Below are 20,521 nucleotides of genomic sequence, written 5' to 3'. Positions count from 1 at the left end.
AACTAACACATAAAAACATGAAAAATCTATTTTTGTTAGCCGTTGGATTACTTTTCAGCATTTCAGCGAGTAGTCAGATCCAAAAACCTGTAAAGTGGAGTTATGCTGCAAAGAAAACTTCTAAAACTGATGCGGTAGTTTTAATTAAAGCTACTATTGAGGATGGCTGGCATATTTATTCACAAAATATGGCTGATGGGGGTCCTGTGAAGACCAGTTTCACCTTAGCCCCTTCGAAATCTTTCAAGCCAGTAGGTCCGGTGACTGAACCAAAGCCGATCACAAAGTTCGAGAAGACCTTTGATATGAATGTGAGCTATTTCGAGAAGTCGGTTGTGTTTCAGCAGAAAGTTAAGCTCACAGGTGCTAACCCTGTTGTGAAAGGATCTTTGGAATACATGGTATGCGACGACCAGAGCTGCCTTCCGCCAGAAACTGTAGAGTTTTCAATTCCTGTAAAGTAATCGATAATGTTTCTTAAGAATTTTAGCACAGGCATCATGGTGCTTGTGCTAACTATAGGTATTTTTTTCGCCGGTACAACTGTTGTATTTGCGCAGGATCAGGATACCACGTTTGATGATATTGAGTTTACGGAGATCGTGGCCGACACGAGCTCTGTTAGCGATTCTGCTGCCGTGGTTGCATCTGACAATACAAGTACCGATTCGTCTGTGGTTAAAGCAGAAGCCGCGAAGGCTGGTGCTACAGTTGAAAAGGCTGAACAAAAGAAAAATCTTTGGGAAACATTTATAGCCGGCCTTGTGGGCGGGTTCTTAGCATTTTTAATGCCATGCATTTTCCCGATGGTACCATTAACCATCAGTTACTTTACCAAAAAAGCGGGCAGTAAAGGGAAAGGAACCGGCCTGGCTTTAATATATGGACTTTCGATCATTGTAATTTATGTAGCTTTCGGGTTGCTGATCACTGTGCTGTTCGGCTCGGCAGGATTGAATGCGTTGAGCAGCAGCGGGTTGTTCAATTTCTTTTTCTTTGTTCTGCTGGTGGTATTCGCAATCTCGTTCTTCGGGGCGTTTGAGATCACACTTCCAAGCTCGTTTGTAAATAAAATAGACCAGAAGGCGGACAACAGCAAAGGCTTAGGCGGTATCTTTTTTATGGCCGCTTCGCTTGCCTTAGTTTCGTTTTCATGTACTGGACCAATTATCGGTACTTTACTGGTAGACGCAAGTTCTAAAGGAGAGCTGCTGGCCCCGGCCATTGGTATGTTCGGCTTTGCGCTGGCATTATCGCTTCCGTTTACATTATCGGCCATTTTCCCGGGCTTCTTGAGCAGCATGCCGAAATCAGGTGGCTGGCTTAACAGTGTCAAAGTTTGTTTAGGCTTCCTTGAACTGGCGCTGGCCCTGAAATTTTTATCGGCGGCAGACCTCGTTTGGCATTGGGAATGGTTTGATCGTGAAGTATTCTTCGTTTTATGGATTGTTATCTTCGTGTTGATGGGCATTTATCTGTTAGGTAAGCTCAAATTCGCACACGACAGCGATCTGCCCTATGTTTCGGTGCCGCGTTTGTTCCTGGCCATTCTATCGTTCTCTTTTGCAATGTATATGGTTCCCGGATTGTGGGGTGCACCTGTAAGTGTACTAAGCGGCCTCGCACCTCCGATGAATACGCAGGATTTCATTTTGAGTAATGGCGGTGGTACTGCCGGCAGTCGTTCGGCAGAGGGCTTTCCAGCTTCGGTGAAATATAGTGATGTATTACATGCTCCGGTTGGATTCCATCCTTTCTTTGAGCTGGAAGAGGGACTGGAATATGCAAAGCAGGTGAACAAACCAATACTCCTGGATTTTACGGGGCATGCTTGCGTAAACTGCCGTAAAATGGAAGACAATGTCTGGATTAAACCTGAAGTGAAAAATTTGATCAACGACAAGTACGTATTAATCCAGCTTTATGTAGATGAGCGCACGGTTAAGATGCCTGCGGAAAAGGTTCATTTTTCAGATATCCTTAAACGTAAAACAGACGATTTAGGTTATTGGAACCTGGATTTTCAAGCAACGAAGTACGGATCTAACGCCCAGCCTTATTACGTGCTGGTAGACCATGACCTTAACACGCTTGTTAAGCCTCAGGGCGCAATATTTGACGTTGCTGAATATGCTGCTTATTTAAAAAGCGGAGTTGACGCTTTCGAAGCAAAAAAGTAAGAAAACAATTTAGGTAGTTAATAGATAAACTCAGGTCGGTGGATGCCGACCTGGTTTATTAATAGTGCTGCAGGATGGTGGTGTCGAACACAGTGTATCCTGTGGTAGCGGTCTTTGTAAAGATCAGAAAGCGCTTATCATCAGGCTTGATCCTATGCTTCTTTAAAAGATTATCTGCCCGTTCCGGGTAATTTCTCGTAATAACATTTCCTGATAAATCTTTTTCTTTTTTTAACTCAGTCGCCTTCAGTACACGCTCGACTTTAAAGATTCTTCCGGGGAAATCTGTATTTGCTGTGCGGCTCCAAAATAACTGAGACTGCTGGTGAAGCTTAACAATACCATAACGGTCGCCAATCAGATTAAAGGCGCCGCTTTTCAGTACTGCGGCATCCGGTTCGTAGAGATATTCCCCTGTGGCAATCTCCGCTTCCAGGAGAGCAGCCTCTATGCGGTCCTCGCCCCATGCAAAGCTAAAGTGCTTATGAGGGTTGTTGAGCATGATACTATGGATGTGGAGGCCTTCTGTGCGCTGCTTGTCAATAACCCAAAGCAATTCTTTGCATTCATTTTTTACACTGACAATGTAAATAGAAGACACCTTTTTGAGTTCAGCAAGTCCGGCAGAAAGATCGAGAAGAGGTGCTGTCTTTATGATCAGACGGGATGAGCGGGCCAAAAGCATGTCTAGATGAGTAGTTACGTCAGGAACGCAATCTTTCAGCATAAATACCTTACCGCTGCTGCTCCGTCTTGCCGGGTCCAGATATATCGTATCGAAACTGCTGGAACTCTCCTGAAGGTAACGCATTCCGTCGGCAGCCATAAAATCGACATTGGATCTTTGAAGTACACCGGAATTATGCGATGCGATAGCAGATAATTCCGGATTGATCTCGCAATGCAATATCCTGCTGACATTTTTGGAAAAATAATGGCTGTCGACTCCAAACCCTCCCGTAAGATCGAGCAGGCTTTCGCCTATAGCCAGCTGCGCCTTAAATGCTGCAGTGGTTTCCGACGAGCACTGTTCAATAGATAGAAGAGGGGGGTAACAGATGCCAGTCGCGTTAAACCAGGTAGGAAGCTTCTTTCTTGACTTTCGTTTGGCAGCGATCTGGTTGGCGAGTTCGGCACTGCTCACATTGACGAATGGACTTTTTGAAAGCGCAATCTTACCAGCATCGTCATGTAAATGTGCATTGATGTAATCCTGTACTTCCGGTGTCAGTAAATGGATGTTCAAACCGCAACGTTATTTACAGGTGCCTTATCTCTCATCACGATCTGGCAGGTATGACGACTCTTAACTTCGAGCAATATAGCCTTATTGACGGTCACCCTGTCGATGGTTTGCTGATTATAGTACCTAATGGTTACCAGTTCCAGTCCCGTGTTGTACTTAACCTTGTAAGAGGCAGACAGCTCTGTAATCAGGCTGTCCATTTTTTGTGCGTCGAAGTCGAAACTCACCGAAAAGCTGATCGCAGAGTTCAGCATCGTGTTAATCTTAATCTTATGCTTGTGAAAAACGCTGAATATATGGCTCAGGTTCTCTTCTATGATGAAGGAAAAGTCTTTAGGGAAAATGGATATGAGGGCTTGGTTAACCTTGAAAATAAATGAAGGCACCGGCAAATGGTTATTCATTCCGGTGATGTCCGTTCCGGGAGCCTCTGGGTTTAGAAAAGATCTTACGAATAAGGGAATGTTTTTGTTTTGAATTGGTTTGATGGTTTTGGGATGGATGATGGTGGCGCCATAATAGGCCAGTTCTATGGCGTCATGATAGGAAAGCTGAGGAATTCTTTCTGTCTCATCGAACCATTTGGGGTCGGCGTTTAATACGCCGGGGACATCCTTCCATATGGTTAAAGAGGAGGCATTGAGGCAGGAAGCAAATATCGCCGCAGAATAGTCGGAACCGTCCCTGCCCAGTGTAGTCGTGAAGTTTTCGCTCGTGCTGCCGATAAATCCTTGTGTTACTGCAATACCTTTCTCCAGGATGGGTGCAAGATGCAGATTAATTTCCTTTTCAGTCTTGTCCCAGTCGACCGCCGCCTCACGATAGGTATTGTCGGTATGAATGTAGTTTCGCGCGTCGACCCACTTGACGCTGCAGCCCACTTCATTGAGGTAGGCCGCTATTATTTTGGTAGACACGATTTCACCAATGGAGACGATCTGATCATAGATATAGTCTGCCGCATCTGCTGGCTCTTCCTCGAGCAACCACTCGATCTCGACAAAGGTGTTGGATATATCGTTATAAACCGGATGCTGCGAATCATGAAAAAGTTCATTGAGTATGTTAAAGTGGAACTGCTTGATGTCGTTAAGCACTTCCAGGGTATTTGATGCACTGTAGAGGTACGCCTGGGTTAGCTCTTCGAGTTTATTGGTCATCTTTCCCATTGCTGAAATAACAACGAGCAATTGGCTCTGCTCGCAATTGACCATGATATTTGCCAGGTTGCGTACACCATCAGCATCTTTTACGGAGGCACCTCCGAACTTATATATTTTCATCCTGCTCTTTACTTTACTTGGCTTTGAAATGCTTGATAATGCGTTTTCCGAATATACTACTTCCAATCCTAACCATGGTGCTCCCTGCTTCAACAGCCAGTTTATAGTCGCCCGACATGCCAATGGACAGTTCCCTGAAGCTGTCTTCCTTTCTGAAGAAGCTTACTTTGATGCCATCAAAGAGGACTTTCAGCTCCTGGAATTCATCGCGGGTTTGCCGCTCTGAGGCGTTGTTGCTTGCAATGCCCATCAAACCAACGATTCTTATGTTTTTGAGATTTGCATACTCCTCTGATCGAAGAAGATCAACAGCCTCATCAAAACCAAGTCCGAATTTTGTTTCCTCGTCGGCGATATAGATTTGCAGCAAGCAGTCGATCACCCTGTCGTGCTTGACAGCCTGTTTGTTTATTTCGATCAGAAGTTTAAGGCTGTCGACCGAATGGATAAGTTTTACAAAAGCAGCGATGTATTTTACCTTATTGGTTTGCAGGTGACCAATGAGATGCCATTCGATATCGTCTGGAAGCTGTGGTTGTTTTTCCACCAGTTCCTGTACGATATTTTCTCCGAAAGCGCGCTGTCCTGCATCATAGGCCTCCTGGATTGCCTCGACCTGCTGGTATTTTGACACAGCAACAAGTTGCGTACCTGTTCCCTCCAGTTCCTTTTTATATTTTAATAAGTTATCTGCTATACTCATTTATCAGTATTTTTGGGTAAAATTAACAACCTTAGTGAACTTTGGCTAAGAAAAAGAAGACGATTTAACTGAATGAGAAATTTTATAGTTCTTGGTACGCTAATCTTCCTGATGGCTGGTTGCAAGCCTGGAATCCCTAAAGATATTGTACAGCCCGATCAGATGGCTAGCGTTTTGCACGATATTCACCTGACCGACGGATATATCAATACGATTGCGAATATAGATACCGCCAAAGTGCTTGCCGCGGCTTATTATAAGGGGATTTACAAGAAATACGGGATAGACTCGGCCTTGTATGCCAGGAGTATGGAGTATTATTATTCGGATCCAAAGACGCTTGATGAGATATACAAAAAAGTCGGGACGCAATTCGAGAAAGAGAAAAGGCAGATCGTTCGGGCAGACTCGCTAAAGAATGTTAAAATAGAGCAGGCAGCCAGAAAAAAAGCAAAGGCCGACAGCGCTAAGGTCGCAGATTCGCTCAAGAATTTGCCGGTCGCCAGGCAGAAGAGGCGCACAGACTCGATAAAGCGGGCAGACTCTCTGGAGAAGGTAAAATCTCGGAGAATATTGAAGAAGAAATTGTCTTTCAAAAAAGCAGAAAAGAGTTAAAGATGTTATATCCGGAGAATTGTACAGAGCGGTTGGGTTTTAATGAGATAAAACAACTTATTCACCGTCATTGCCTGAGCACCATGGGGCAACTTATGGTAAGTAAGATGCAGGTAATGAACAAGTTTGATCAGATCGATAAGTTCTTGAGGCAGACTTATGAGTTCAAGAATATTCTGCAGAACCAGGAACCTCTGCAGATCAGCACATTTTTCGATGTGAAGGTTCTTGCCGATAAGATAAAGGTTGAAGGTACCTATTTGGTTGAGGAGGAACTTTACCAAATGTATGTTTCGCTGCAGACTGTTTTTTCTGTACTGCGCTTCTTCGACGAACGAAAGGATGTGTATCCTGCATTGGAAGCTTTGCTGGAGCACTTACCTGTGGAGAAAAATATACTCAGGCGCATAGAAGCTGTGCTGGATGCAAAAGGCAAAATTAAACCCAATGCTTCCCCGGAACTTCAACAGATTTTGGGAGATATCGCTAAAACCGAGCAGGATGTTAGAAAGCGTATGGACTCGGTGTATAAGCAAGCTGTAGCCAACAATTGGGTTGCTGATGGTAGCCTGACCATCAGGGACGGCAGAATGTGTATACCTATACTGGCGGAGAATAAGCGAAAACTGCGGGGTTTTGTGCACGACGAATCGGCAAGCGGACAGACGGTATATATTGAACCCGAGGAAGTTTTTACATTGAACAACCAAATCCGGGATCTGGAATTTGATAAACGGCGGGAGATTATTAAAATATTAATTGGGCTTACCAACGATCTTCGGCCTTACACACCTTTGCTCTTGTCTTACCACGGATTTCTGACCAAGCTGGATTTTGTGCGGGCAAAAGCCCTTTTCGCACTTGAGATTCAGGGTGAAATGCCGATCCTGACCAAGGAACCAAAAACAAAACTGGTAAATGCCCGTCATCCTTTGTTGTACTTATCTTTCAAAGAAGAAGGGAAAACAGTGGTACCGCTGAACATTCACATACACAATGAACTACGTATTCTTTTGGTTTCAGGACCAAACGCGGGCGGTAAATCTGTCTGCATGAAAACCGTGGGTTTACTGCAGTTAATGACCCAGGCCGGATTACTTATACCGGTAGATGAAGCGAGCGAGGTGGGTGTTTTTGACCAGATATTCGCTGATATAGGCGACGATCAGTCGATAGAAAGTGATTTAAGCACGTATAGTGCTCACCTTACAAAAATGAAGTATTTCGTAGCGCATGCTACGCCCAGATCGCTCGTGCTCATCGATGAGTTCGGTACCGGGACAGACCCTCAGTTCGGTGGTCCGATGGCAGAGGCTGTACTGGAAGTGCTGAATAACAAAAAGACTCGCGGTGTGATCACAACGCACTATTCTAACCTGAAGCTGTTTGCCGGGAATACCGAGGGTTTAGAAAATGCCTCGATGTTGTTCGATAATGACCGGATGAAGCCGATGTACGTTTTGGAAATCGGCAAACCGGGAAGTTCCTACGCTTTCGAAATCGCCCAGAACATTGGGCTGCAAAGGGAGGTACTTGATTTGGCTAGGACCAAGACGGGTGCAGATCAGAATCGTATTGATAGTTTGCTTGTAGATCTTGAACGCGAAAAGAAGCAGATTTATGACGCCAGGGTGCAGTTGGCCAACCAGCAGAACAAAGCTAAAAACCTTGTCGCCGAAAACGAAAAGTTAAAACAGCATCTGGAAGAAAACAGGAAAGCACTGATCCGCGAAGCTAAACTGGAAGCGCAGAGCATCATAAAGAATGCCAACAAGCTGGTGGAACATACGATAGCCGAGATTAAGGGCACAAAGGCAGACAAAACTGTGACCCGTAATTTACGCCAGGATTTGAATAAACAACTTTTGCAAAATCAAGTCAGAGAGGAACCAAAGGCGCCGGCTCAGCTGGTAAATACGCCAATTGAGGTGGGCGACTGGGTGCAACTGAATAATAGTGAGACTGCGGGACAGGTCTTGGAGATCAACCGGGATAACCTGGTTGTTGCACTCGGGGATCTGAGGTCTGTTATCAAGAAGAACCGCGTGCATAAGATCAGCAACAAGCAGGCGAAAAAGGTGGTACAAAGCAATTCTTATACTGGTCGTATGACTGAGGCAATTTCCGGCTTCAGTGCAGAACTTGATCTGCGCGGCAGGAGGGGCGAGGATGCGTTGTATGAGCTCGAACGTTATCTGGACAAGGCACTTATGCTGGGATTCCCTTTTATCAAGATCATTCATGGAAAAGGGGATGGGATCCTCAGGAAGCTGATCAGGGAATATCTTAAAAAATACAGTCAGGTAGATCGTCTGGAGGATGAACATGCTGACCGAGGCGGAGATGGAATCACCTACGTGTATTTCAACTAAAAACATATTCAATTTCAGGTTGTTTTTTATAGCAAATAAAGTGTTATGAAACAGCTTGTTATTTTACTTCTGGTGTCGTTTTGTGTCCTTGGATGTAAGAAAAGCAAATCTCCAGGCCCTGTGGAGGAATTGCCTGATGCAGAAATTAAAACCCGTGTTGTTAGCAGCGGCTTGTCGCATGTATGGGAAATGATATATGGCCCGGATGACCATCTATGGGTTACGGAGCGTTCGGGTAAAATCAGCAGGGTGAATGTGCAGTCGGGCGCAGTTTCATTGGTTTATACGTTAACCGATGTTGTTGCTACCGGAGAGGGAGGATTGCTTGGAATGGCTCTGCACCCTCAATTTAGCACAACACCGTGGGTATACCTGGTTTATAACTACGGATCTCCCTACCGCGAAAAAGTCGTGCGTTTTGTATACCATAATAACACACTCACATCGCCGTCGGTCGTTATCGACGGTATTCCGGCCGGATCAGTTCATAACGGTTCAAGACTGCTGATCACGTCGGACCAAAAGCTGCTGGTGACTACCGGCGACGCAGGTAACGGAGCGGCTGCGCAGAATATTCAGAGTTTATCGGGTAAGATATTGAGATTCAACCTTGATGGGTCTATTCCCTCAGATAATCCTGTTGCCGGAAGCCCTGTATGGACGTTAGGGCACCGTAATCCGCAAGGGCTGACCGAGGGGAACGGGCGCATATATGCATCAGAGCACGGACCAAACAATGATGACGAAATTAATATAATCGGCAAAGGAGCCAACTATGGATGGCCAAACGTAGAAGGTTATTGCGACAAAAGTAATGAAGGCGGTTTTTGCACCGCCAATAATGTGGCTGAGCCCATTATGGCATGGACACCGACGATTGCGGTGTGCGGTCTGTTGTACTATAACTCTGATTATATTCCGCAATGGCGAAATGCGCTTTTACTTGTTACCCTCAAGGGATCGAAGATGTTGCAATTAACACTTAATGAAGCCGGTGATAAAATAGTGGATACACAGGAGTACTTCGTGAATGCATACGGCCGGCTACGGGCGATCTGCAGTTCGCCAGACGGGAAGGTTTACATCGCCAGCAGTAACGGAAACGCCGACAAAATTATAGAAGTGGGCAAATAACTTGGTTCGAATAAAGAATATCATATACTTTAGCAGTCAAAGTATTTTAAAATGATTAATAAGGTTGTTTCAGGAGCTGATGAGGCCATCCGCGATATCGAAGATGGCACCACGCTCATGCTTGGCGGGTTCGGACTCTGCGGTATCCCCGAGAATTGTATCGCTGCCCTCGTAAAAAAGGGCGTGAAAGATCTGATCTGCATATCCAACAATGCGGGGGTAGATGATTTTGGTATTGGTTTGATGTTGAAAGAGCGCCAGGTGAGGAAAATGATTGCTTCTTATGTAGGCGAGAATGCGGAGTTTGAAAGACAATTGTTGAGCGGAGAACTTGAAGTGGAACTGATTCCTCAGGGTACCCTGGCCACACGGTGTATGGCTGCCGGCTATGGGATGCCCGCCATTTTTACCCCAGCGGGCGTGGGCACCGAGGTGGCGGAAGGGAAGGAAATTCGCAACTTTAACGGCAAAGACTACCTTATGGAGTACGCATTTGAAGCAGACTTTGCCTTAGTGAAGGCCTGGAAAGGGGACAAGGCAGGGAATCTGATTTACCGGTATACAAGCAGAAATTTTAATCCTGTTATGGCCATGGCAGGCAAGATCACCATTGCCGAAGTGGAAGAGCTTGTAGAAACGGGCGAACTTGATCCGGACCAGATCCATACACCAGGTGTATATGTCCACCGCATCTTTCAAGGTGCTGCGTACGAAAAAAGAATTGAGCAAAGAACAGTAAGATCAGAGAAATAATATGCTGGATAAGAACGGTATCGCAAAGCGAATTGCCAAAGAGCTGCAGGATGGCTACTATGTAAATCTGGGTATTGGTATTCCGACTTTGGTGGCCAATTATATACCTCAGGGAATAAATGTTGTACTCCAGTCGGAAAATGGCCTTCTGGGTATGGGTCCGTTTCCCCTGGAAGGCGAGGAAGACGCCGATCTGATCAATGCCGGCAAGCAAACAATAACCACTTTGCCCGGATCGGCCGTATTTGATTCTGCTTTAAGTTTTGGAATGATCAGAAGTCAGAAAATAGACCTAACGATCCTGGGTGCGATGGAGGTTTCAGAAAATGGTGATATTGCCAACTGGAAAATTCCAGGAAAGATGGTGAAAGGGATGGGGGGGGCGATGGACCTGGTAGCATCTGCGAAAAATATTATTGTTGCTATGCAGCATATTAACAAAGCCGGAGAGAGCAAATTATTAAAGGAGTGCACCTTGCCGCTTACTGGCGTGCGTTGCATTAAAAAGGTGGTTACCGAACTGGCCGTATTGGATATTTTGCCCTCGGGAGGATTTAAACTGCTTGAGCGGGCGCCAGGTGTTGGCCTGGATTATATCCGTGATGCGACAGCAGGCAAACTATTCGCGGATGCTGACGTGCCGGAAATGCAGCTGAATGATTAACAGTTATCTAGCTGTTGCAGCTTGAGCTCCCTGCAGATCGCGTCTGTTAGCTCAATGATTTTTTCCGGCGTATTATCATTGTTTACGACAATTCTATGGCAGGACGACTTGTACGGAAGAAGATATTCCCTGTAGGCCGGAACTACGTGATTGTGCCATTTATAAAGCACATCCTCTTTTGGGTAACCTCGTTCAACATCATCGCGACTGATCCTGCGTTGCAGTGCTACGGACCCTTTGGCTTCGATAAAGATAGAGTGATCTAGCAAGGCGGCGATATCCTGAAAATGGAGTATGAACAAGCCTTCAATGATGAGTACCGGTGCAGGTTTGATTTCGAGGGTCTTCACAACTGCAAGGGGATTGTTAAAGTTGTATTCCTTTTTATAAACGATCTCACCGTGAACCAGCTTGCTGATGTCATGGACAAATTGCTTATGGTCTATAGCTGAAGGAAGATCAAAATTAAAAAGCTTGTTCTCTTCCATAGACATCACCCCCGCGTCAATGTAGTAGTCGTCCTGAGACACCAGCGTTACTTCACCTGGTTTGAAATGATTAAGAAAGGATTTTAGAAAGAAGGTCTTGCCCGAGCCGCTTCCCCCTGCTATTCCGATGATAAAAGGTTTATTGCTCTTCCTCATGAGTAACTTCGGAAGCTCCGTAAGTCAGGTTACAATAAAATCTTTTATCCAATGCTCCAAGCGCGTCGGCCACAGCTTTGGTCATCACGATAATCACGTCTTTCGTCGACTCATTTTCAGTGAATTTACCTACCACTTTGGCAAAAGTGGACCTGTTGGTCATGGGGTTTGTTATTTTGATAATTCCCCCTATGGGTGCGTTCCGATGCAGCACCAGCATTTTAGTCGGGTCGAGATCAGCGTCTGCTATCCACACTCCAGTACCTTTTTCATCAATTTGATTTAATCCATAACGGCTTGCCGGATAGCGCAGCTTGGGATCGGTAATAGAATTAAGCGTGTCTGACGCAGTTGCAGGTTCCGGAACTGGCACAGCAGGATATTCTCCCTTAATTAAGAGTCTTTGTCCAACACGCAATGAACTGCTTGTTAAATTGTTTTTAGCCTTCAACTGGTCGATACTCAGCTTATAACGCGTAGCTATGGAATATATCGTTTCATTGGAGGCAACCGTATGTACGATAAGTTCTTCTGAAGGGTTGGAAGGCGTAACCGATGGCGAAGAAGCTGAGGAACTCACAGGAGGTTCGGGCGCTGTAGAACCGGCCGGCATTTTTAGAATCTGGCCGATCTGAAGGTTAATGGACCTTAGATTATTAATACGCTTAATTTCGTTGACCGTGGTGCCATAACGCTCGGCAAGCATATTGAGATTCTCCTTCCGCTGAACAACATGTTCAATGGTTCCAGATGTTTGGTCGCCAGCTACCTCGGAGCCAGGCGCTCCTGTCGCCGTTGGCGCAGTACTTTCAAATGGCAGATCTGTAGGTACCTTAATGAGCACACCGACCTGCAAAAATTTGCTGTCGTTGAAATTTAAAACGTCTTTTGGGTTAACCTTATACCTTCGCGCTATGGAATAATAAGTGTCTTTTGCCACCACCTGGTGCACAATGAGTTTTTTACCGTTATAATTTTCTACTCCTATGGAATCGCGTTTACCGGCTGCTGAGGCATCGGCTATGTTAAGCGATAACGCTATAGCAGCAATTATATAATATCTATACATTCAATCTTCCCTGTAATGATGTGTCGTAAAAATACGATTTAAAAGCAAGCCTTCGAAATCGTATATATTAACGTCGTTTGTTAAACACTATTGTATGCCAGCCGAACGCCTCTGATCGGCACAATAGTTGTTGTGACATGCAATATGGTATTTTGCCAAAATAATGAATATTAAGCCATGGACCCAAAAGAAATCAGTTTAAATGAAAAAGAGGTAAAGCCTGTCGTAGACATGCTGAATGAATATCTTGCTAACTATCATATTCATTATCAGAAATTAAGAGGCTGTCACTGGAATATCAAAGGCCAGAACTTCTTTACCCTTCACCTTAAGTTTGAAGAACTCTATACTAACGCCCAATTGACCATCGACGAAATCGCCGAGCGGGTGTTAACTTTAGGCAAACCGCCTCACAGCCGTTTCTCGGATTATATACAGGAGTCGACTATACAGGAAATCGACACCATCGGCATGAAAGACATGGATATGGTTGAGGCGGTGCTCGACGACATGTCGAAGTTAATTCAACTGGAACGCGAACTGATGGAAGCCAGTGAACAGGCGGGCGACGATGGTACCAACGATATGGTGAACCGGTTTATGCAATTTAAAGAAAAAACAACCTGGATGCTGCGTTCGTTTGCGGGTAAAAAGTAGCTTGCAATCCCTAAGCTGATAACTTTGGTTATATTTGAACGGTATGGGATATAACAGCTTATCAGCGTGTGTGGCCGATTTGGAACGGCACGGTCATTTGATCAGGATTAAGAAAGAGGTAGATCCTTATCTGGAGATGGCGGCGATCCATCTTCGTGTATATGAACAACAAGGGCCGGCTATTTTATTCGAAAGGATAAAAGGCAGTCAGTTTCCAGCGGTGTCAAACCTTTTTGGTACGCTGGAGCGGTCGAGGTTTATATTTCGGGACACCCTGGCGAATGTTGAAAAGCTAGTTCAGTTGCGCTCAGACCCGATGAAAGCAATTAAACAGCCGCTAAAGCTGGCTTCTACAGCTATGGCGGCTCTAAAGGCCATTCCCTTACAGCAACGTTTATTTAAGAATACGTTTCAGAAAACTACCATCAGTGCCCTGCCGCAGATTGTAAACTGGCCACTTGATGGAGGTCCTTTTATCACCATGCCACAGGTGTACACGGAAGATCCGGATAGGCCTGGAATTATGAATGCCAATTTGGGGATGTATAGAATTCAGCTAGGCGGAAATGACTATATCCAGGATAAAGAAGTCGGTTTGCATTACCAGATTCACCGCGGGATAGGGGTACACCAGTCCAAAGCCAACGCAAAGGGACAGCCGTTAAAGGTCAGCATTTTTGTGGGAGGACCACCGTCACACCCTTTGGCGGCTGTGATGCCTCTCCCTGAGGGACTGTCTGAGATGACCTTTGCCGGCGCTCTGGGCAACCGGCGGTTCAGGTATTACTATGATGACGAGGGCTTTTGTATCTCAGCTGATGCCGACTTTGTTATCACGGGAACTGTTGAGCCGGGCGAAAATAAGCCGGAGGGGCCTTTCGGCGACCATCTTGGCTACTATAGTCTGGCCCATCCGTTTCCTCTAATGAAGGTACATAACGTATATCATCGCAAGGATGCTATATGGTCGTTCACCGTAGTTGGCCGCCCGCCTCAGGAAGATACCAGTTTCGGGGCGCTTATCCACGAGATTTCGGGATCGGCACTGCCGAAAGAAATCCATGGTCTTAAAGAAGTAAATGCCGTGGACGCTGCCGGCGTTCACCCTTTGCTGTTTGCGATAGGAAGCGAGCGATACACCCCTTTTTTAAAGGAGCGTCGCCCTCAGGAGATACTTACGATCGCGAACCACATTTTGGGGAAGAACCAACTTAGTCTGGCGAAATATCTGTTCATTGCAGCACATGAAGATGATAAAAGTCTAAGTACGCACGACATTTCCGGATTTTTACAGCACATGCTGAGTCGTGTGGATTTTGGTCGGGACCTGCATTTTCATACCCAGACTACCATAGATACGCTGGATTATACCGGCACCGGACTTAATGCCGGTTCGAAGGTAGTCTTTGCCGCAGCCGGTAAACCTGTCCGCGAACTTTCTTCTTCCTTGCCGGATCATTCCAGACTGCCTGCGGGTTTTGGCCCTGTTGCCTTGGCGTTACCAGGTGTGCTGACAATATCTGCCCCAGCGTATGTTAGTGCTAACGAAACCGAAAAGGAACTCCTGTTGTTGGGTACTTTTCTTTCAGAAATTGGCGAAGGAATCGCTATGGTGGTTTTATGCGACGATGGACAATTTGCTGCAGCCTCCATTAATAATTTTGTCTGGGTGACGTTTACCAGAAGCAATCCGGCCTCCGATATTCATGGACATAAAGCGTTTTCTATAGATAAGCATTGGGGATGCGAAGGACCCGTTATCATTGATGCCCGCAAAAAGCCTCATCATGCCCCGGAGCTGATCAAAGATTCCTCGGTGGAGGAGCGACTAGACGCCATGGAACTACGCTGGTGATGATGTGGTAAAGAAAAAGGAGCAATCTTTTCCGATCGCCCCCTTTGACAGAATCGAATTTCTCTTGAAAGGTTAAAACCTGACACCAAAAGTCAGGAACACATTGTTTCTTTGCGTCTTAATGTCTGCTACGGGTTCTTCCGGATTTTCCGCTGTACCCACTTCATATGGCGCAAGCTCCGTGTTGGTGTTCAGGTGCTGATAAGCAACATCGAAGTAATAGTTGTTCACCCTGTACCCAAGACCGCCGGTATAAATTTTCGTGGCGAAGTAATCACTATCACCTTTAATTGCACTGCCGTTCAAGCCGTATCCACCGCGGATACTTAACGCATTGTCGATTTTGTATTCAGCACCAACGCGGTAGTTGGCTGTGCTCTTGTAGTAGTCTTTGACCAGCCTGTTTTCTGCGGCAATAGTTCCTGGTTCCACACCTTGATCCGTAGAAAACCTGATAGACGAATAGTCAATATAGTCGACGTCGGCCGAAACCAGAGCTTTTCCAGCAATCACATAACTGGCACCCAATGAGCCTTTCAAAGGAGTTCTAACTCTGTACGTAAACAAAGAGTTTATCGGTTCGATATCGTAATTTCTGTTCGTTCCTATTGACGTGTTTAATTTGAATGAAGTATTGTCCTCAATAAGCATCCATGAAGGTGTTTGCAGCGTACCACCAATCCGGAAATTGTCCGCCGGCCTGAAAATCACACCCAGGCGTGCGTTTATACCTGTTCCCGTGGTTTCCTGGTTTCTGCGGAAAACCAGACTATAATTGGCATCCTCTGCAAAGTTGTAACCCGACTCCCGGAATTCACCGTCGCTGATATACCGCACATTAACTAATCCTACACTTGCCCCAATATATACCTGGTTGGATATATTGAGCGCTCCGGCCACATTCAGCTCAGAAGTTGAACCGGATCTTATCTCATTTTTATATTGGCTATTGCTGGCTGATTGCGCGTTGGAATTGTTTCGGGTTGAAGAAAGGAATTGTCCGTTTGGCTCGTCAAAATCAATTAGATAACCCTCGTAGCCCAGGCTGCCCAGACTGTTCACCGGAAGATCGTCAGGTCCAGCACCGGGGCGCTGAGGCAAATTGAAATTTGCGTCATCCCTGAAATAGTCTGCGATGGAATTGCTCGGGTTTGTACCCAAATAGGAAAACTCTGCACCAAAGTCGTTATTACGATTATATCCGATTCCGAAAACCGTGCTGATAACACCTTTTTTTGTGTCCTGACCTTTAGCTCGCCAGGAGGGACTATAGAATACGACGCCGGCATTGTTCAAGTTTAAAACGCTCTTGGATGACTCAGTATTCTGGTTCAGAAAGTTTGCCTTTCCCGTCATACCGTTAAATTCGGGGGTAAAGGTAAATTCCGATCTTGTGAACAGCCCCAGGCCAGCCGGATTCGATCCCAGGGAACTCATATCGCCTCCCACACCAATCTGCGCACCGGCCATGCCTTTAAATCTGGCTGTGCTGCCATAATTGGTCTGCGAAAATTTTAAAACGTCTGGGGTATAACTCTGACCGTATAAGGTTCCTGTTGCAGCTGCTAAGGCAGCTACAGATAATAATAATTTTTTCATTAGATACAAAACAAGGTTAAAAGTAACCCTGCGCATCATACGCAGGGCATTACATCTTATCCTCTGCCACCTCTTGATGACCGAGAGCCGCTGCTGCTTCCGCTTCCACTACTGCTTCTTCCCGAAGAACCTTCGCTGCTTCGTGAAGGTGGCGGAGTGTAAGTAGGCCTGCTGTCTGTGCGCGGCGCAGGGGTTGCACGCTCCCTTGAAGGTGCTGTACTACGTGTAGGAGCGGGCTGCTGTACGCGGCCAGGAGCCGCTTCCCTTCCGCGTTGCGTCCTGCTGGAGCTTTCTTCTCCGTTGCGATATCTTTCGGCGCGGCTTGTCCTGGAGACCACGTTTCCGTTAGCGTCTGATCGGGTTACCCCAGGTCTGACGTTTGATGAAGCGTTGCGGTAGGTACCGCCTACACCGTTCTCGCGACCGATTGATGGTCTGGACCGGTAGTCAGGAACGATTGTGGTGCGGCCTGTATAGTACCCGCCACCATAATATCCGCCGCCAAGAAATCCTCCACCATAGAAGCCCCCGCCATAATACATGCTATTCCAACCCCAAGGGCTATAGCTCCAGAATGGTGAATAATAATGGCCCCAGCCGGCGTACGGTGAATTCCAGAAATTGTTATAGAAAGGTCCGAATCCTATTCCTACTGACCATCCGCTATACGGATAAAAGCCACCGTAGAAATATGGATCGTAATAGCTTCTCCATGGAGTTCCATAATAAAACCTGTTTATCCTTGACGAATAATCCATGTCATAGTACGGATCGCTTGTTCCATAGTAATCACTTTCTTCATAAGTTTCCTCGCTCTGTTGTGTGTTTTGAGCGGAGGGCGTACTTTCGGAAGGCCTGATCGGAGCGGGCGTATAAACCCGGGCTGTAGCCTCGCTATTGTAAACATCATCATCCGAGCTGTTTTGCGCCAGCCGCGGAGCGGAGCAGGACGTAACAACGATCGTTGCCAGTGCAAGCACACTTGTGTATAAATGGTTCGGTTTCATAACTGTATGTATTGATTGTGTGAAGCGATTTTTTTGTAGGTATAAATTTATAAATTTGTGGCCAACTACACAAGGTATTTAACGACAAAAAACGTTCCAATGACATATGAGTAAAGGTATTACAAGTAAAAACGAAGATTATTCCCAGTGGTATAACGATATTGTTATAAAAGCAGACCTGGCTGAGCATTCATCCGTAAAAGGATGTATGGTTATTAAGCCTTATGGTTATTCAATCTGGGAGAAAATGCAGTCTGTATTGGACCAGAAATTTAAGGATACTGGTCATAGTAATGCCTACTTTCCTCTGTTCATTCCTAAGTCTTTTTTTTCAAAGGAGGCCTCTCACGTTGAGGGCTTTGCTACGGAATGCGCTGTGGTTACCCACTATCGGTTAAAGAACGACGGCACGGGCAATATCATTGTGGATGAGACTGCCAAACTAGAAGAGGAACTTATCGTACGGCCTACTTCAGAAACGATCATTTGGAATACCTATAAGGGATGGATCCAATCATACCGCGACCTGCCAATTCTGGTGAATCAATGGGCGAACGTGGTACGCTGGGAAATGCGGACGAGGTTATTTCTGCGTACTACAGAGTTTTTGTGGCAGGAGGGACATACCGCTCACGCGACGGCCGAGGAAGCGGTTGAAGAAACTCGTCGGATGCTCGATGTATATGCCGACTTTGCAGAAAACTGGATGGGCGTGCCGGTGGTAAAAGGCGTAAAAACGCCTAACGAGCGTTTTGCAGGAGCGCTGGACACGTATTGCATAGAAGCCTTGATGCAGGACGGCAAAGCGTTACAGGCAGGAACCTCACACTTTCTGGGGCAAAACTTCGCCAAAGCGTTCGATGTAAAGTTTACCAACAAAGAAGGTAAACTGGATCATGTGTGGGCCACTTCCTGGGGCGTGTCTACCCGCCTAATGGGTGCATTAATTATGGCCCATAGTGACGATGCAGGCTTGGTTCTCCCTCCAAAACTGGCGCCAATACAGGTTGTCATTGTTCCGATCCATAAGAACGATGAGGAATTGAGAAATATATCTGCTTTTGTGGATGAACTAACGCTCAAGCTTAAACAAAAAGGAATTTCTGTTAAATATGACGACCGGGATACGCAGCGTCCTGGTTTCAAATTTGCTGAATACGAGTTGAAAGGTGTGCCGGTACGGCTTGCTATTGGCGCACGGGACATGGAAAACGGGACCGTTGAAATTGCCAGAAGAGACACCCGTGAAAAACAGACCGTACAGCAGGAAGGTCTGGAGGTTTTCATCCCGCAGCTTTTAGACGAGATTCAGCAGAACATTTATAAAAAGGCTTTGGATTTCCGGGCCGACCATATCACACCTGCTGATTCTTATGAGGAGTTTAAGTCGTTGCTCGACGGAAAAGCTGGTTTTGTTTCTGCACATTGGGACGGCACACCTGAAACAGAACAAAAAATAAAAGAGGAAACAAAGGCAACGATCAGATGTATACCTTTAGATAACCCCCTTGAAGATGGAGTTTGCATTTATTCGGGTAAGCCGTCTAAGCAACGCGTACTTTTTGCAAGGGCTTACTAAAATCAAATCATAAAAGCTATGAAATTTGCAACTAAAGCGATCCACGCGGGTCAGGAGCCTGATCCGACCACGGGTGCGGTAATGACCCCAATATACCAGACTTCCACGTATTGGCAGAAGTCGCCGGGCGATAATAAGGGCTTCGAATATTCCCGCGGCACAAATCCGACAAGGAAGGCACTTGAGGACTGCCTTGCTGCTTTAGAAAATGCAAAATATGGTCTGGCTTTTTCGAGCGGAATGGGCGCAACAGATGCGGTGCTGAAATTGTTGAAGCCGGGAGATGAAGTAATAACCGGTGATGATTTATATGGGGGGTCTTATCGGATATTTACCAAAGTCTACGAAAAATACGGTATCAAATTCAACTTCATTGATCTGTCCGATCCAGAAAACATTTCAGCTTACATCAACGGCAATACGAAGCTGATATGGATTGAGACACCCACCAATCCGACAATGCGTATCATAGATATTGCAGGGGTATCAAAGATCGCCAAAGCGCACAATGTCCTGCTGGCAGTTGATAATACTTTTGCGTCACCTTATTTACAAAATCCGATAGACCAGGGCGCTGACATCGTGATGCATTCTGTAACCAAATATATCGGCGGGCATTCGGATGTTGTTATGGGCGCATTGCTTGTAAACGATGATCAGCTTTACAAAGATCTTTGGTTCGTTTACAATGCGTGTGGAGCAACTCCTGGTCCGCAGGATGCTTTTCTTGTGCTCCGAGGAATTAAGACACTCCATTTAAGGATGAAAGCACATTGCGAGAATGGCGAGCGTGTTGCAAGACATCTTAAAAACCATCCGAAGATTGACAAGATTTTCTGGCCGGGCTTCGAAGATCATCCTAATCATCAGATAGCTAGGGCGCAGATGCGCGGATTTGGGGGCATGGTGTCCATTACATTAAAGGACGCCGACCTGCAGGAAACTTTTCGCGTAGCATCATCTTTTAAAGTATTTACTCTGGCTGAATCGCTGGGAGGAGTGGAATCCCTGATTAATCATCCGACCACGATGACACACGGTTCAATTCCCAAAGCGGAGCGTGAAAAAGTGGGGGTAACTGATAATCTTTTAAGGCTTAGCGTGGGTGTTGAAGACATTGAGGATCTGCTCGAGGACCTGGAACAGGCGCTTAAATAGAAA

General features: G+C 45.9%; 18 protein-coding genes. 11 read left to right on the top strand and 7 right to left on the bottom strand.

The window, feature by feature from the left end:
* Positions 1-17 precede the first annotated feature (17 nt).
* Together QEP07_RS03465 and QEP07_RS03460 are read left to right on the top strand one after the other, a co-directional pair.
* On the top strand, positions 18-464 hold the full coding sequence (locus QEP07_RS03465) for a protein-disulfide reductase DsbD N-terminal domain-containing protein (RefSeq protein ID WP_256005386.1): 447 nt from the start codon (positions 18-20) through the stop codon (positions 462-464).
* Positions 465-470: 6 nt separating this feature from the next.
* Positions 471-2,180, top strand: coding sequence for a protein-disulfide reductase DsbD family protein (locus QEP07_RS03460; protein ID WP_285008534.1), 1,710 nt, complete (start codon positions 471-473; stop codon positions 2,178-2,180).
* Positions 2,181-2,238: 58 nt separating this feature from the next.
* On the opposite strand, the gene QEP07_RS03455 is transcribed toward QEP07_RS03460, so the two are convergent.
* Genes QEP07_RS03455 through QEP07_RS03445 form a run of 3 tightly spaced genes read right to left on the bottom strand, consistent with a single transcriptional unit; the run spans position 2,239 to position 5,412 of the window.
* A complete protein-coding gene (locus QEP07_RS03455) occupies positions 2,239-3,426 on the bottom strand; it encodes a THUMP-like domain-containing protein (RefSeq protein WP_285008533.1) in 1,188 nt (395 codons plus the stop codon).
* On the bottom strand, positions 3,423-4,709 hold the full coding sequence (locus tag QEP07_RS03450) for an aspartate kinase (protein ID WP_256005393.1): 1,287 nt from the start codon (positions 4,707-4,709) through the stop codon (positions 3,423-3,425). The genes QEP07_RS03455 and QEP07_RS03450 overlap by 4 nt, the downstream gene beginning before the upstream one ends.
* A 13-nt stretch (positions 4,710-4,722) precedes the next feature.
* Positions 4,723-5,412 carry a YggS family pyridoxal phosphate-dependent enzyme gene (locus QEP07_RS03445; RefSeq protein WP_285008532.1) on the bottom strand — a complete coding sequence of 230 codons (690 nt, stop codon included), beginning with the start codon at positions 5,410-5,412 and terminating at the stop codon, positions 4,723-4,725.
* Positions 5,413-5,484: 72 nt separating this feature from the next.
* Between QEP07_RS03445 and QEP07_RS03440 the strand changes: the two genes are divergently transcribed.
* Genes QEP07_RS03440 through QEP07_RS03420 form a run of 5 tightly spaced genes read left to right on the top strand, consistent with a single transcriptional unit; the run spans position 5,485 to position 10,950 of the window.
* Positions 5,485-6,027 (top strand): DUF4296 domain-containing protein, encoded by a 543-nt coding sequence (locus QEP07_RS03440; RefSeq protein ID WP_285008531.1) that lies wholly within the window; start codon positions 5,485-5,487, stop codon positions 6,025-6,027.
* A 2-nt stretch (positions 6,028-6,029) separates the two neighbouring features.
* Positions 6,030-8,399, top strand: a complete 2,370-nt coding sequence (locus tag QEP07_RS03435) for an endonuclease MutS2 (RefSeq protein ID WP_285008530.1) — start codon at positions 6,030-6,032, stop codon at positions 8,397-8,399.
* Between the two features lie 45 nt (positions 8,400-8,444).
* Positions 8,445-9,533, top strand: coding sequence for a PQQ-dependent sugar dehydrogenase (locus QEP07_RS03430; RefSeq protein WP_285008529.1), 1,089 nt, complete (start codon positions 8,445-8,447; stop codon positions 9,531-9,533).
* A gap of 51 nt (positions 9,534-9,584) precedes the next feature.
* On the top strand, positions 9,585-10,286 hold the full coding sequence (locus QEP07_RS03425; RefSeq protein ID WP_285008528.1) for a CoA transferase subunit A: 702 nt from the start codon (positions 9,585-9,587) through the stop codon (positions 10,284-10,286).
* 1 nt (position 10,287) lies between these two features.
* Positions 10,288-10,950 carry a 3-oxoacid CoA-transferase subunit B gene (locus QEP07_RS03420; protein WP_285008527.1) on the top strand — a complete coding sequence of 221 codons (663 nt, stop codon included), beginning with the start codon at positions 10,288-10,290 and terminating at the stop codon, positions 10,948-10,950.
* Here QEP07_RS03420 and QEP07_RS03415 read toward each other — a convergent pair.
* Together QEP07_RS03415 and QEP07_RS03410 are read right to left on the bottom strand one after the other, a co-directional pair.
* Positions 10,947-11,594, bottom strand: coding sequence for a uridine kinase family protein (locus QEP07_RS03415; RefSeq protein WP_285008526.1), 648 nt, complete (start codon positions 11,592-11,594; stop codon positions 10,947-10,949). The two genes, QEP07_RS03420 and QEP07_RS03415, sit on opposite strands and share 4 nt — an antisense overlap.
* Positions 11,578-12,663, bottom strand: a complete 1,086-nt coding sequence (locus QEP07_RS03410) for a LysM peptidoglycan-binding domain-containing protein (RefSeq protein ID WP_285008525.1) — start codon at positions 12,661-12,663, stop codon at positions 11,578-11,580. The genes QEP07_RS03415 and QEP07_RS03410 overlap by 17 nt, the downstream gene beginning before the upstream one ends.
* Before the next feature lie 177 nt (positions 12,664-12,840).
* Here QEP07_RS03410 and QEP07_RS03405 point away from each other — a divergent pair, with 177 nt between their 5' ends.
* Together QEP07_RS03405 and QEP07_RS03400 are read left to right on the top strand one after the other, a co-directional pair.
* The gene (locus QEP07_RS03405; RefSeq protein WP_256005408.1) at positions 12,841-13,320 is read left to right on the top strand and encodes a Dps family protein; all 480 of its coding nucleotides are present in this window, start codon (positions 12,841-12,843) and stop codon (positions 13,318-13,320) included.
* A 43-nt stretch (positions 13,321-13,363) separates the two neighbouring features.
* Entirely contained in the window at positions 13,364-15,175 is a 1,812-nt protein-coding gene (locus QEP07_RS03400) for a UbiD family decarboxylase (protein ID WP_285008524.1), read from the top strand.
* Between the two features lie 72 nt (positions 15,176-15,247).
* On the opposite strand, the gene QEP07_RS03395 is transcribed toward QEP07_RS03400, so the two are convergent.
* On the bottom strand, positions 15,248-16,774 hold the full coding sequence (locus QEP07_RS03395) for an OmpP1/FadL family transporter (RefSeq protein ID WP_285008523.1): 1,527 nt from the start codon (positions 16,772-16,774) through the stop codon (positions 15,248-15,250).
* A gap of 56 nt (positions 16,775-16,830) precedes the next feature.
* The gene (locus QEP07_RS03390) at positions 16,831-17,781 is read right to left on the bottom strand and encodes a hypothetical protein (protein WP_285008522.1); all 951 of its coding nucleotides are present in this window, start codon (positions 17,779-17,781) and stop codon (positions 16,831-16,833) included.
* 106 nt (positions 17,782-17,887) lie between these two features.
* Between QEP07_RS03390 and proS the strand changes: the two genes are divergently transcribed.
* Entirely contained in the window at positions 17,888-19,360 is a 1,473-nt protein-coding gene (gene proS / locus QEP07_RS03385) for a proline--tRNA ligase (protein ID WP_256005416.1), read from the top strand.
* An 18-nt stretch (positions 19,361-19,378) separates the two neighbouring features.
* Positions 19,379-20,518, top strand: a complete 1,140-nt coding sequence (locus tag QEP07_RS03380) for a cystathionine gamma-synthase (protein ID WP_285008521.1) — start codon at positions 19,379-19,381, stop codon at positions 20,516-20,518.
* The last annotated feature ends 3 nt before the right edge of the window (positions 20,519-20,521 follow it).

It is taken from the genome of Pedobacter faecalis, from assembly GCF_030182585.1.
Lineage (GTDB): Bacteria > Bacteroidota > Bacteroidia > Sphingobacteriales > Sphingobacteriaceae > Pedobacter > Pedobacter faecalis.
This window is presented reverse-complemented; position numbering and strand designations above follow the sequence as displayed.

What these genes read in the sequence shown, in the direction of transcription:
- QEP07_RS03465 (WP_256005386.1), top strand. Translation starts at nt 18, where the DNA reads ATGAAAAATCTATTTTTGTTAGCCGTTGGATTACTTTTCAGCATTTCA.
- QEP07_RS03460 (WP_285008534.1), top strand. Translation starts at nt 471, where the DNA reads ATGTTTCTTAAGAATTTTAGCACAGGCATCATGGTGCTTGTGCTAACT.
- QEP07_RS03450 (WP_256005393.1), bottom strand. Translation starts at nt 4,709, where the DNA reads ATGAAAATATATAAGTTCGGAGGTGCCTCCGTAAAAGATGCTGATGGT.
- QEP07_RS03445 (WP_285008532.1), bottom strand. Translation starts at nt 5,412, where the DNA reads ATGAGTATAGCAGATAACTTATTAAAATATAAAAAGGAACTGGAGGGA.
- QEP07_RS03440 (WP_285008531.1), top strand. Translation starts at nt 5,485, where the DNA reads ATGAGAAATTTTATAGTTCTTGGTACGCTAATCTTCCTGATGGCTGGT.
- QEP07_RS03435 (WP_285008530.1), top strand. Translation starts at nt 6,030, where the DNA reads ATGTTATATCCGGAGAATTGTACAGAGCGGTTGGGTTTTAATGAGATA.
- QEP07_RS03430 (WP_285008529.1), top strand. Translation starts at nt 8,445, where the DNA reads ATGAAACAGCTTGTTATTTTACTTCTGGTGTCGTTTTGTGTCCTTGGA.
- QEP07_RS03425 (WP_285008528.1), top strand. Translation starts at nt 9,585, where the DNA reads ATGATTAATAAGGTTGTTTCAGGAGCTGATGAGGCCATCCGCGATATC.
- QEP07_RS03420 (WP_285008527.1), top strand. Translation starts at nt 10,288, where the DNA reads ATGCTGGATAAGAACGGTATCGCAAAGCGAATTGCCAAAGAGCTGCAG.
- QEP07_RS03415 (WP_285008526.1), bottom strand. Translation starts at nt 11,594, where the DNA reads ATGAGGAAGAGCAATAAACCTTTTATCATCGGAATAGCAGGGGGAAGC.
- QEP07_RS03410 (WP_285008525.1), bottom strand. Translation starts at nt 12,663, where the DNA reads ATGTATAGATATTATATAATTGCTGCTATAGCGTTATCGCTTAACATA.
- QEP07_RS03405 (WP_256005408.1), top strand. Translation starts at nt 12,841, where the DNA reads ATGGACCCAAAAGAAATCAGTTTAAATGAAAAAGAGGTAAAGCCTGTC.
- QEP07_RS03400 (WP_285008524.1), top strand. Translation starts at nt 13,364, where the DNA reads ATGGGATATAACAGCTTATCAGCGTGTGTGGCCGATTTGGAACGGCAC.
- QEP07_RS03395 (WP_285008523.1), bottom strand. Translation starts at nt 16,774, where the DNA reads ATGAAAAAATTATTATTATCTGTAGCTGCCTTAGCAGCTGCAACAGGA.
- QEP07_RS03390 (WP_285008522.1), bottom strand. Translation starts at nt 17,781, where the DNA reads ATGAAACCGAACCATTTATACACAAGTGTGCTTGCACTGGCAACGATC.
- proS (WP_256005416.1), top strand. Translation starts at nt 17,888, where the DNA reads ATGAGTAAAGGTATTACAAGTAAAAACGAAGATTATTCCCAGTGGTAT.
- QEP07_RS03380 (WP_285008521.1), top strand. Translation starts at nt 19,379, where the DNA reads ATGAAATTTGCAACTAAAGCGATCCACGCGGGTCAGGAGCCTGATCCG.